General features: G+C 38.8%; 11 protein-coding genes and 1 other annotated feature. Of the genes, 3 read left to right on the top strand and 8 right to left on the bottom strand.

Annotated elements, in window-relative coordinates:
* Positions 1–106: 106 nt before the first annotated feature.
* The 7 genes from lysS to P8610_RS06100 form a co-directional block, all read right to left on the bottom strand.
* The gene (gene lysS / locus P8610_RS06070; protein ID WP_394603545.1) at positions 107–1654 is read right to left on the bottom strand and encodes a lysine--tRNA ligase; all 1548 of its coding nucleotides are present in this window, start codon (positions 1652–1654) and stop codon (positions 107–109) included.
* A gap of 67 nt (positions 1655–1721) precedes the next feature.
* Positions 1722–1996 (bottom strand) — a binding site (T-box leader).
* A 41-nt stretch (positions 1997–2037) separates the two neighbouring features.
* Positions 2038–2646 carry a hypothetical protein gene (locus P8610_RS06075; RefSeq protein ID WP_394603546.1) on the bottom strand — a complete coding sequence of 203 codons (609 nt, stop codon included), beginning with the start codon at positions 2644–2646 and terminating at the stop codon, positions 2038–2040.
* Between the two features lie 71 nt (positions 2647–2717).
* Positions 2718–3044, bottom strand: coding sequence for an HIT domain-containing protein (locus P8610_RS06080; protein ID WP_289496534.1), 327 nt, complete (start codon positions 3042–3044; stop codon positions 2718–2720).
* Between the two features lie 70 nt (positions 3045–3114).
* Positions 3115–3660, bottom strand: a complete 546-nt coding sequence (locus tag P8610_RS06085) for a dihydrofolate reductase family protein (RefSeq protein ID WP_394603547.1) — start codon at positions 3658–3660, stop codon at positions 3115–3117.
* Between the two features lie 60 nt (positions 3661–3720).
* Complete coding sequence (locus tag P8610_RS06090) at positions 3721–4578, bottom strand: amidohydrolase family protein (RefSeq protein ID WP_394603548.1); 858 nt, start codon at positions 4576–4578, stop codon at positions 3721–3723.
* A gap of 13 nt (positions 4579–4591) precedes the next feature.
* Positions 4592–7714: a GNAT family N-acetyltransferase gene (locus P8610_RS06095; RefSeq protein WP_394603550.1), complete on the bottom strand. Its 3123-nt coding sequence runs from the start codon at positions 7712–7714 to the stop codon at positions 4592–4594.
* Positions 7715–8147: 433 nt separating this feature from the next.
* Positions 8148–9029 carry an SMP-30/gluconolactonase/LRE family protein gene (locus P8610_RS06100; RefSeq protein ID WP_394603551.1) on the bottom strand — a complete coding sequence of 294 codons (882 nt, stop codon included), beginning with the start codon at positions 9027–9029 and terminating at the stop codon, positions 8148–8150.
* Between the two features lie 157 nt (positions 9030–9186).
* Here P8610_RS06100 and P8610_RS06105 point away from each other — a divergent pair, with 157 nt between their 5' ends.
* On the top strand, positions 9187–9918 hold the full coding sequence (locus tag P8610_RS06105; protein ID WP_394603552.1) for an HAD family hydrolase: 732 nt from the start codon (positions 9187–9189) through the stop codon (positions 9916–9918).
* A gap of 49 nt (positions 9919–9967) precedes the next feature.
* Here P8610_RS06105 and P8610_RS06110 read toward each other — a convergent pair whose 3' ends face one another.
* A complete protein-coding gene (locus P8610_RS06110; protein ID WP_394603553.1) occupies positions 9968–11716 on the bottom strand; it encodes a methyl-accepting chemotaxis protein in 1749 nt (582 codons plus the stop codon).
* Between the two features lie 163 nt (positions 11717–11879).
* Here P8610_RS06110 and P8610_RS06115 point away from each other — a divergent pair, with 163 nt between their 5' ends.
* Together P8610_RS06115 and P8610_RS06120 are read left to right on the top strand one after the other, a co-directional pair.
* Entirely contained in the window at positions 11880–12332 is a 453-nt protein-coding gene (locus P8610_RS06115) for a hypothetical protein (RefSeq protein ID WP_394603554.1), read from the top strand.
* Between the two features lie 208 nt (positions 12333–12540).
* Positions 12541–13155 (top strand): GNAT family N-acetyltransferase, encoded by a 615-nt coding sequence (locus P8610_RS06120; protein WP_394603555.1) that lies wholly within the window; start codon positions 12541–12543, stop codon positions 13153–13155.
* Positions 13156–13200: the final 45 nt, after the last annotated feature.

Genomic DNA, 13200 nt, shown 5'->3' on the forward strand with positions numbered 1-13200 from the left:
TTTGATTGTCGAATGGACAGTATTTTGGTAAAAGTGGACAGTAAATCTCCAGAAGTGGACAGTATTCTTTGGAAACTGGACAGTAAATCTCCAAAAGTGGACAGTATTAAAACCGCAACAGCTTAATCAACCGCTCTTTCCCTACCGAATGAAGAAGTAACGGTATGCGCGGACCGTTGCTGCTGTTCAAAACAAGCTGATAGATGATGCTGAACAACCTTTTTTGGTTGTTTTTCTTCATTTTTTGATCATCTACATGACAAACATCGTATATTTTCCTCATCAGCTCGTCATCTGGCAGTCCAGCTTCATCTTGCAAAACATCCACAAATCCTTTAAGCCACCCTTTCTCCCTATCAGTCAGTGAACCAAAGCATTCTGAATTCTTTTCTTCATTAACATGAAGCACTCTCTCAGGACACCAGTTTCTCAGCCAATACTCCGCCCCCGCACAAACTTCTCCTACCTCCTGCAACGTATACTCCTCACCTGTTCTTCTCAATACGTCACGCACTAATGATACTTCAAAATTCACAAGCGGCAAGATGCTCGCCACATGACTAAACCTTGGCGCTCGTCGTGTTACAGAAGTCATAGATGACAACTCCAGAGCAGCTCCTATCTCTTCTTTCAGCAGCCGTACTTCAGCATGACTATACCTCTCATATTCCGTATAGTTTCGGATCACATCTTCATCCAAGCCGATATGAAAAGGAGCGTTCGGTTGGTATTTTGCAAACATGAAAAGGATCACTTCAGGTGTATAGATTTTCAGCAGCTCCCCTGGTGTAATGTTGTTTCCCGAAGAACTCGACATTTTAGCACCGGTGCCTTTAATGCTGATAAAATCATACGGTTCATACTCTGGCGCTTGATGGTTAAAGATTTCAGAAACAATTTCCTTTGAAACTCTGTAGCTTCCAGTAGCGGACGAATGGTCCCTCCCACCTGGTTCGAAAACCACGTTCTCCATCATCCATCTCATCGGCCAATCCACTTTCCAGTTCAGTTTGATGTTTGCAGCAGCAGAGACTTCAATAGAATTTGAATGACCACATGAACATGTATAATTCAGTGTTTCATTCTGAAAATCTTTAACGTATACCGTATCTTTTCTGCAAACTTCACAATACACATTTATCGGATAAAAACTCTCTCGCTCTTCAACACTCGGTTCACCTGTTTTAAATGCCGTGAGAATATCATATATTTGCTTGCGATTGTGAAGAGTGTGGACAATTTGTACATTGTATCTTCTTGATTGGTACTCCTCGCTTTGATAGATAAACTCAGGAACGATACCGAACTGATCCAAAGACTGTTCAAACTCTTTTTCAAAGTGCTCAGCGTACGAGTTATGGCATCCAAACGGGCAAGGAATTTCAGAGTATGGCATGCCTATATATTTCTCAAAAGACGCGTCCACGTTCTTTGGGACTTTACGAAATCGATCAAAATCGTCCCATGAAAAAATGAAACGTGTTTTCTTTCCCAGCTTTTGCAATGCTCTCACCACAAAATAAGTCGTAACTACTTCACGAAAATTCCCGATATGAACCGAACCAGATGGGCTAATGCCAGACGCACAAACAAAAGTCTCACGATCTGGATTTTTTCTAATTAATTCTTCTGCTATTCGATATGCCCAATGCATAATGTAATCACTCCTCCATTTTTATAAAAAAGAAAAACAAAAAGCCCTCACCCCCAAGATTATTCATCTTGAGGACGAGAGCTTATTTAGCATTCGCGGTACCACCTCAGTTTGTTAACATGTCGCCATATCAACCTCTTCAGGTACGGCAATGAACAACAATCACTTGCGTATACCCTATCTCTGTAACGGGAGATCCCGTTGTAGTATCAGCAATGATAATTTTGCATCCGTACAAAGCTCGGAGTCTTTTTTCATTAAGATGATTATTGCTCTTTCTCACCAACCAAGAGCTCTCTGAAAATAATATGTCTTAATTACTTTTCTCTTCATAGCCATAAATTGTTAAATTTTTATTAGTATAAGCAGTTTTATGGTAGTTGTCAAAACAATTTTTTATTTGTTTTTCTGAATCTCAAAATAAGAAAGATTCCTATACAGACAGAGAAAACTAATAAGCCAACATACAAATACGTATAATCGTTATCGTCATTTTGAACTGCTTCATTACTTGTTTTCACAACAGGCTTTTCTGATTGTTTTTTGAGAAACTCCTCATAATACGCTCTGCTTGTAATATTATGATGTTGCACTTTACCATCGGAAATCTGGATCATTCCATTAGGTCCCCCGACCGGTGTTAAGAAGCTAAATTCCTTATTTTTTTCAAGAAAGAGCAAAAACTCTCCGCCATCTTTTTGAAACTCATCCGCCCAACCTACGTCATATCCATCAATGCCTGCCCTTATTTTTTGGGTCACATCTCCTTTAAACACCTTTTGGACATTGAATTCATAACTCGTAAAAACCATATTTCTTCCTTGTGGTTTACTCGTAAAATCATACTGTCCCATTACAATCACATCAGCTCTTTTATGAACTTCCTCAGGTTCAACTTCCGCCCAGCTTGTTGCATGAGCTTGAGTGTTTATTAACATCATGGATAAAAACATTCCTAATAAAATAACCGCTATAGACTTTTTCATTTTCAACCAATCCCCCTTTATGAATTAGTCGATCGCCATCATTTTTAAGTTTCATGATGGATAAAATGTTTACAAGTCTATACCTTTGGCTTTCCCGACACAATATGCCAATGAAGATGTTTAGAGTCTTGGTAATTTCCTATGTTGGTAATTACTTTACAAGCTCCATGTTCTTTCGTCACTATAGCTGTTACTTCTTTAATCACTTTTATCATTTCGAGTATCAGTTCGTTATCCTCTTCTTTAAGATCAAGAAGAGATGTAATGTGTTTCTTTGGTATCGTTACAATATGTATCGGGTAAAAGGGGCTGGTATGATAATAAGCCAAGACATTTTTCGTTTCTAACACTTTTTCTACCGTAGTCTTTCCACTCAACACTTCTTCACAATAAAAATCATTCATTGATATTTCTCACTCCATTGCTTTCTCTAGTCTACAATGTACAAGGTGAGCACAGATAGCTCACCTTGTTTTAAGAATAATTCACATTATACGTTGGTTTAATAACTCCGTTTTCAAAGTGTTTCAAGTCTGTAAGTTCCAGCTTAATATGTGGTTTCACTTCACCAAACAATAGCAACCCTTCACCAATCATCACTGGATTCACTTTCAAAACTACCTGGTCTATCAATCTTTCATTCAACAACGAACCTGCCAGCATGCCACCACCGCAAAGCCACAGTTTACCCAATTCCTTTTCTTTAAGGTTCTTAACAAATTCCACAGCATCGCCACTAATAAGCTCTACCTTTTCATTGGATTCAAACTGCATAGAGTTAGAAAAGATGTAATGCTTTAAGTCTTTAAAAGCACTTGGCTCTCCTGGTTTCAGACCAAATTGAAATCCATATTCATACGTCTTCGAGCCCATAAGAACAACATCATACCCCTTAACATCTTCCAAAAAGTCCGTTACATGATCGCCATTATACAAAAAGATCGAATCATCCGCTTTTCCATCGATATCCGCGATAAAGTGATCCACTGTAACTGCAATATGATAGATTAACTTCGCCACTAAATCACACCTTTCAAGAAATTATGTGATGGTTCCCGCATTCCTCTCACTATAACTCTATTATTTTAGAAAAGGTCTGATCTTCGGAAAAATCTTAACAGCCGTATTGTAAAATACATCCTCATGATGTTCCTCAGGTATGATTTCTTTTACAAAATCAATGTAAGGCTGAACCGGCACAAGCGGCCAATCCGTTCCAAACAAAAACTTTTTATAGTTATCCGTAAACGTTAACGCGTGTCGCAAATGGTTGAAGAAGCGAGGTGAATCTTTGTATCTTGCAATATCTTCCCGTGTTCCAACGACAAGGCCTGAAAGATCGGCATACATATTGCGATTCTTGTAAACAACTTCTGCTCCGTCCAGAGTCCACGGATCACCGAAATGAGCCATCATAAAATTCACATCACGGTGCATTACCGCTACTTCATCCAGCGTCAACGGATGTGAGTACTTCAACAACCCTCTCTCAGAATACGTATCTCCTGTGTGAAAGACGACTGGCAATTCATACTTGGCAGCTAGCTTGTAAACCGGCTGATACACTTCATCATACGCGTAATACGGATAATATCCGAGGTAGATTTTGATGCCGACAACCTCTGGCTTTTGTACCGTTTCTTCAAGTTCAGCTAACTCTTTTTCACCGAGATGGTACGGATTGATACCTGCACAATACACGACGTTTTCAGGAATCTGTGAACCTAGATCGATTCCCATTGGCGTTGGGGCTAGAGGGTCTGGGAAACCCTCTACCTCTTTTTCCGTTAATCCCATCGCAATGCCTAGTACAACGCCCGCTTCCTCATACTCTTTTACGATTCCGTCATAAGAATAGTCCAGTTTGGACAGATTGGTTGCTGTATGTTTAAAGCTCTCAATATTTGAAAAATGCATGTGCGCATCAATGATTTTCATGGACTCTTCCTTTCTAGCAGAATGTGATCTTCTTTAAATCTTCTAATGCTGTATCTGGAATGACTTTATCATTAAAAACATAGAACGCTGGCGACGTAACATGGGTTGCGCCGTGTTCAAGGTTAAGCTTTTCCGCATATCCAAGCTCAATTACTTCCAAGTTGATATATGAATCTAGAAACGTCGCGTTTTGATTTGCCACAATCTGCATCAGGTTTTCATGATCGTCCGAACCAAAAACAACACTGCGGTCAATTGACATCTCCTGCTCGCCTTTCCCGCCATAAACCATCGCCCACTCACCGCTTTCACTTTGAAAACTTCCCCAGCTCTTCGTAAGCTCTGGTCCAGGTTTTAAGAAACAGCCTGTGTAAAAGTTTTTACCTTGTAGATAGCTTTCCATCTTTTGAACAATTTCCGTCGTATGACACAATACCGGAACGCCTGGCAGCAATAAGAAATATTTATGGATTTCGAGCCCTTTGAACGTCTCATGCTTTTCATATAGAGTGGATACTTTTAAACCCTTCCACACGTTTCCTTTGTTGTCCTCTTTCTCTACAAAATCAACTGTGCTCTTCTCTTTTAATAAAGAATTAAGACTCGTGCCTTCAACAAGACCCGCAATTCCGCCAAACCAGGGGTTCCACCAAGATTTTGGTGCAGGCTTTGGAAACGGCGAATCCATCCATTCGTGATTTTTGTACTGAAGAGAGAATAGTGATGGCGCGAACTGTGCTGAAGCAGAAATGGCAATTTCACCATTATTCACACTTAGCACTTCAAGGTCATTTTTCACCGTCTTTTCAAACTGAACCGGCATATCCTTCATGACGAAAGCCGCTGATTGTCTCGTAATATCGATAGAATCCAAATTCATTTTTGACGTTAAAACATGAACGCCTTTATCGTTTGGCACTTGTATGTCAAACTCGGCACTCGTCATTTCTTCATCTGACGCAAACAGGTGACTTTGAAGAATCTCGTCATTCAGTTTCATTTCAATAAATCCGTTAAAAAAGGAAGACTTGTAATCTTGCGCTACAGCCTTGATCTGATTGCCACTTACAAAAGGATTTCCATTATTAACAGAAAGCGTCATATGATTTGTTAAGCTCAGTGATGGCTTATCATTCTTTTGCGTCGCATATTCTCTGAACGACTGCCACTCTTGAAAGGCACCGATCGTTAACGTAACAGGTTTTGTCTCGACCTTTTGATGAGGAGCAAGCTTTCCAAAATTATGTTCAAAGTACATAAACCAGTTTGAGAATTGTACCTTTTCTTCAATTGGCCATGAAATTCCTCTTGGGTTTTTCTGCCCTCGTAAGAAGATCCAGTTCTCAGATAACTTATTGCTGTTCCAATAAGTTAAAAAGGAACCCATTGAGTCGTTTAGCTCAATATACTTTCCTTCATACGGCAGAACTGCTCGATCAAGCATACGGCACATGATCGGAGAATTTAACCAAACTTCATCCGTAGATTCCGCTTCACTCGTATTGGTGATCTCATAATGCTGTTCAACTAGACCTTCGCTATATAGCTTAACGATAGTTGCTAGCTGGAGACCTGGAAACGCCTGTGACTGAAAGGTTGCTCTAAATCCTGCAAATCCGTCATCTAAAAAGCTTTCAACTTTCTCCGGAAGAAGGCGAGAGATTTCTTCTGAAAACGGCTTACCCAATTTCGGCACCATAAAAGCCATCTTATAATCCACATCGCCTTTTCCTGGCATAATCCAATTGTTGAATTTATCAAGTATTAATTGATATTGTCCGTTGTACACGTGATAATAAGCGTCACACTCACCTGTTAGTTTTGCTCCGATCCCTTTTAGTGCAATGCCTATCTTTTTCGTAAAATGAACAGCACTACCATCCTTCTTTGTTGCTGTTATCGGTAGATCTGCCGAATAAAATCCGTGTTTCAATAAGGTGAATGGTACAGGTACAGACTGTTTCGCTTTTGGTGCTAACGTAACACTTATACCGCGATTGTCGATTTGGACCAACTCTGATGGTGGCAGTTCAAAGCTAAACGTCACTTCTTCATTAAAGTTGTTTTCTAAATTCAAATATAGCGTAGAAGATTTCCCGATAAAACTAAGGGTATCAGGTAACGCAGAATCCAATTTAACCGGATACTTAGGTCGAATTCCTACCTTAAATTGTGCTTTTTTACCGTTGATTGTAAGCTGAGAAGTCACAGCCGGATGCGTCCTCCACACACTTTGATCTTCAGAAATCGGATTCACCATAAAAGGAATCTCAATGCTTTCCTCTTTTTGGACACTGACTTTTGTTGAAGATTCAAATTGAATATTCTTGTCGTTCATCCCATCAATCTCAACAGCTAACGGCTTACCCGATTTATTTACGATGTGGTATTGAATTTTATATTGAGATCCAAAAACCAGATTAAAATTCTCTACCGTAGCTGTGATTTTATAATCGTCAGTTTCGATGGAACGAAGACCTCTTCCAAAGCGCTCAAACTCCATTTTCAAATTTCCAAGGGTATCATGTTTCCACGAATACTCATAAAAATGAAAGTCGTTTTCTTTGTTGCCGTCTGGAACGGTCTCGATCTTTCTAGTGCTGTTTTCGTACCATCGTCCGTCAGCAGCAAAATAATCTTGAACAACTTCAGTCTGTAAAACAGATGGCATAAAATTCATTAAGTGAGTCGTATCATCTCGGTCTTCCCAGAAGAATCCGCATTTTTTATAAAGCGGAACAGCCTTCGTATTTCCTGGCCATGTGTAAAGATCCAAACGCGGCCACTTCATTTCAATCGCCTTTTGAAGTGTCTTTAGTACGAGCTTCTTGCCTATCTTCTTACCATGATAGTCGCCTCTAACGTTCAATAATGGAATGTAGAGTGCTCCTTCATCTTCCCGGTATTCACCCAGACTGCAATAGCCCACTACTTTGTCACCATCGACGGCCAAATATAAATGAAGGTTCGTTGAGTTGGCTTCCTGTTTCAGAACTTGCTCAGCTGTCATGATTGTGTTGCCGCCGCCCCATCCGTCTTGGCTTTTATTCCACATTTCAGCCACTCTAGCCGCATAGCTCGAATCGTATTCTACAATCGTAATTTGATCGGTCGTTTGCGTGTTCAATACTTCCATTTTTCTTGCCTCCAGTCGATTTTAAGAATTCTTCTCGTTAGTTACTCCACCTTTTTTTGCGTGATTTTTTAAATTGAATCATGTTCAAACACTCCTTTTTAAATGTAAAAAAGCCACCCAAAGTTCTTGGGTGACTTTTCGTGATTTGGCTAAATAGCACAAAAAGGCCCCAGAATGCATACACATCCTGAGGCTCTGGTTCACATATCAAATAGTTAGATTGAGATCCCATAAAGAAGGTTGTGTATTGGACAATATGAAATTGTATTCGCAGTTTCAAAAAATTTAATCATGTCCAACGCCTCCTTCACTTGTAATTTTTTCCTTACCTCCATCATTGTAAAACAGATGGATATAAAAGTAAATATAATTTTCAGAATATTTATTTGCCTAATAAAAAGAACAGCATCATTGAAACGCTGTCCTCATTGTATTAACCACGAAACCTATACGCTGGCATTCCCTTCACGCCTGGCTTTATTTTGAATACCCCGCCTGCTTCTGGAAAACGATCTAGGTTTTCTGCACTTGTGTTCTTTCTTGCAGTTGTCACATACAGTTCATCCAAATTTTCTCCTCCAAACGTACACGAGGTAACGTTTAAAGATGGAATAGGTATGGATAAAAGTTGTTCGGCTGTAGCTGGATTCCAGCGAGAAATTTGCGCGCCGCCCCAATGAGCAATCCATAGCATACCGTCTTCATCAATCGTCATGCCATCAGGAGCACCGACACCTTCTGGAAAAGCGATCACTTCAGTCGGATTCTCAATGTGACCCGTTTGTAAGTCATAATCAAATCTTGTAACTTTCTTTGTTGGAGTGTCAATGAGATACATAAACGTTTGATCAGGAGACCACGCCAAACCATTTGAAATAGTAAGGTTGTCCTGTTTTTTTTCAACCTCTAACTCTGTACTTAGACAATATAAGGAGCCCGCTTCTTTTTCTTCACTTAAACTCATCGTTCCTGCCCAAAAGCGTCCGAACGGATCACACTTTCCGTCGTTAAAACGATTTTCAGGTAGATGACTTTCTGGATCAACAATGGGGGTGAGTTCTTCAGTCTCAAGATCTAAGAAATAAAATCCCTTTTGTAGAGCTACGACTAATCCACCGTACTGTCTTGGCGCAACTGTTCCAACCATCTGATCCAGCCGAATCTCTCTATTTTTATGAATGCGCGGATCGTAAACATTTACTTTTTTATCTAGAATATTAACCCAATATAGGACTCCATGATCCGAGTCCCAGCATGGCCCTTCTCCTAAAATAGCTTTTGCGGGAATAATTAGTTCTGCTTCACTATTAAACATGATAACCTCCTACAAACTGTAGTTGTATGGATATGTACATTTACATAATCGGAAAAATTATTAATATCATTATAGCATTTAATAATCATCATACAGCCATAGACATGCCATGATTCATCATACACAATCATATTAAAGAATTAATGAGGTGGTAGCTGTGAAAAAATACAAGCTTCTTTTATTTGATTTAGACGATACACTTTTAAATTCAGATTGGTTTAAGATTGGACTCATTCAAACACTTGGCATACATCCAATCACTAAAGACTTAGATGCTTCTCTTTTTCTAGCACAAAAACTTCAAGTTTCCAGTCACTTAATTGCTCTGTTGAAAAAGCGTTTGATCACACCATTAAATTTCCGAAGAGCCAGGTGGCGTCATGCCTTTTCACATTTTGGACTAACAATAGATGATAAACAAATTGATGAACTAGATACACTCTTTGTAAAAACAGGGTTATTGTGTATTGAACAATCTCCAACTCTCATTACAATGCTTCATGAATTAAAAGCGCACTATGAACTTGCTATTGTAACAAATGCACTTTATGATCCGCGCCAAAAAGTACAGCAAATGGGGCTTTCAGAGGTGTTTTCGCCTGAATCCATTTTCCATGGGGAAGAACTAGGATTAAGAAAGCCTGATCGAGAACTTTATTATGCACCTTTGGAGCAATTTGACCATCGTCCAGAACAAACTCTTTTTATTGGAGATTCCTGGACGCATGACATTGCTGGACCTATTGATTTCGGCATGGATGCGATCTGGATCAATGCACGTGGAAGTAAACCGTTAACAGAACATAAACCCTTTGCTATTGTTTCAGATGTGATGGAAATTAGAGAGATTTTACTTTATGGTGAGCACGCGACACCGTTTAATTCCTGAAATTCAAAGAAAAGTGGCGGATCCCCCGTCACTTTCCGAAATTATTCTCTTATGCGGTTTCCTTCACCCGTTCCATACTTTTAAACTGACTTTCCTTCGTTAACTGGTGAGACAATCTGGATAGTGTTGCCCCAACAAGATAAGCTTGTTTGATTTTCTCATTTTGTTTGATAGATGTAACAGACATCTCTTCTGAACTCGCCAGTGTTTCTTGAGAAATGCTAGAGAACTGAACGGCAGCTGTTTCTATTTCAGGCAGAGCCACTTTTAGTTCTTTTAGAGCGACACTCATATCACTCATTCGCTCATTGTTCTCTACTACAGACTTCATCAAGTATTGAATAAACCCAGTAGTATTCTTAACTTGTTGTAGATGAAATTGGTTCGTCTCACCAAGAATGTGTGATTCCTCGATTGCTTGTAAAGCTGTTTCATTCATTTGATTAACAGTTGCAATAATATCAGAAGCTGCTCTACTCGATTGATCGGCTAACTTTCCAACTTCATCTGCAACTACCGCAAAACCTCTTCCCGCCTCACCTGCTCTAGCCGCTTCAATCCGAGCGTTTAATGCAAGCAGTTTGGTCTGTTCAGATATATCTTTGATGGTAGAGATCACGTTTTGAGAATGGTTCGAATAATTCCCCATCTCATCAATGATTTGGTTTAAATGTGCAAAACGATCATGATTGCTATGAATCTCTTCAACTAGCTTCTCCACTTTTTCTTGACCGGAGACAGCATTTTGATTCATAGAAGAAAACTCCGCCATAACTGACATTACCGTATGGTTCAGCTCATTCACTTTTACTTGCATATCTGTAAAAAGATGTACGCTATGCTCAGAGCTGATGGCTGTTTCTTTTGCGCCAACCATCACGTTTTCAATCCTTTTTACCAATTGTTCATTATAGTGATTCGCCTCACTGTATGTATGTTCGAGCTCAACTCCTTGAGCTGTCAGTTCACTAGAAATATGCTGAATCTGAGCATGCACGTTTCTGATAAACGTCATCATCTGGTTGAAGCTCTCAATTAATCTTTGAATCTCGATATGTCTGGATTGATAGTGCACATTATGTTGAAAATCACCCTTCTGCACACGTTTCATCACTGTACTTAGTGCTAATAACGGGGACGTGATACTTCTGATCAAGAAGATGATTACAGCGGCTGTTAATAGGATGCTCGCGATTACTGCAACAGCGATAAAGTTTCGTAACTCATAGATCGGCTGCATATAGCTTTCGGTTTCGACGGCGATCACATAAATTCCGTTCAACTCTTGAACTTTTTTAAACGCCAGAGTATATTCCTTGCCCATGATGTCTGTGTGTAGCACACCATTTTCAAGCTCACCAATTTGCTTTTTACTAGCTGAGGACAAAGTAATTCCATCTTTTCCGTTCGTTTTATATGGTGTTACCGTTTCATTATTTAATAAAAATAAACTTGCTGTCATATCGTCTTGATGAAGACCGACGTACTGTGTATCGATACTCTCACCCAAACGCTTATTGAACATGTCTTCATCTCGTATGAAGCTGAACTTAAGATTTTTCGCAATGTCATACGTTGTTTCGGTTTCTCGTTCTAAACGGTTTTCAATAATAGTGCGTGTTGTTTCTGATGCCTTATTGTAGCTAAACATTCCAACGATTGAGATGGTTATAACAACAAGTGAAAGCATCATCACTAACAGCTTTGTTTGTAAGTTAAGTCTGACTTTAAACGTAACAGGAAGCTTTTTGTTCTGAAAAACTTGTAACCTTTTAATCTGATGTACTACCTTCTTCAAACTGGCCACCCCTTTTGTCTATGTATAGAAATTATGACAATATTTACTAAGGAGTGGTGTTAAGGTTTGGTAAAGAGTTTGTAAAGGTTTAAAGTAAATGAACAAGGATTTCTATGTAAAACAAAGAATAAACTGTTATGAAGCTGATGAGAGGTTGGTGAGGATGAAAAAGAAACTCATTTTGGCTGTTATTTTATTTGTTGGCTTTGTTTCTGGTTTATCAATCTTCTCCAAAGAGACGGTTCCAACTTCAAATGAAACTTCAATAAAAGCTAGACCAACATCGAAAAGTGACACAATTGTTTATTCAGGAGAAAACGATTTTTGGAAAGCGGCATTCTCTATGAAAAAATCCCAAAACCAATTGATGCTTACACACATAGCAAATGATAACAAACTACCGCAAGAACTTACCTTCACACTAAGTACAGCTTACGAGCAATCAAAAAAGAAAGTGGAGATTGGAACTTACAAATTGTCCTTTAAGAGTTTCCCTAACCAGTTTTCCGTTACTTTTGATGGAAAGAGTGGGATTCCCTCAGAAAACCAGAAACTCGTTTTAAAGATTACAGGTATAGATCATTATCAATTTTTTAATCTTTTTAAGGAAAAGTAAGTGCTACTTATTTTTTATCTCTTCTAAAAGGGATATCATTTTCTCGTTTTGCAAAATAATTGTTTCATTCTGTTTCCTTAATTTCGCTGCGTCAAATAAAAATACAACTAATATAATTAAAATAAAAAATCCCATCGTTTCACCTCTTCATTTTTATATTAAAATGTTAACATAAATATCCAATTCAATTGTAAGGAGAACGAAAAACATGAACCCCACTTTATTCATCTCACCGCCTATTCTAGAAAATGAAGTCATACTGCTGATTCCTATGAAGTATGATCACTCCATTCCACTATATAAAATAAATCACACGGACAATTGGAAGTTTATGCTTAATGTTATCCAATCACAACAGGATATGGATCACTGGGTAATGCAAGCCATCGAACTTCGTGAAAAAGGGCTGGCCTTACCATTTACAGTTGTACTAAAGAAAAACAACCAAATCGTTGGCACGACCCGTTTATACGAAATAAACACTGCTCAACGGTCATGTGAACTAGGCTCTACCTGGTACGGAAAGGATTATCAGCGTACCTTCATAAACTCGGCCTGTAAACAAATTCTACTCACCTATTGTTTTGAAACTTTACATTTTATTCGCGTGCAGTTTAAAACGGATGAGAGAAATATTCGTTCACAAAGAGCTATAGAGCGATTAGGTGCTGTTAAAGAAGGTGTGATGAGGAACGAACGCATTCTTTCAAACGGATATATTCGAAATGCCGTTCTTTATTCAATTACAAAAGAAGATTGGAGCCATGTAAAGCAAGGGTTTATTGATAGGGAAGCGTATTATCTTTCTAATAAAACAGTATAAAACTAAAACGAGCACAACATATTTATATAAAAAAGCCTGCAGTAC

Origin of the sequence: Fictibacillus sp. UD, assembly GCF_043558025.1 — a bacterium.
Taxonomy (GTDB): domain Bacteria; phylum Bacillota; class Bacilli; order Bacillales; family Fictibacillaceae; genus Fictibacillus.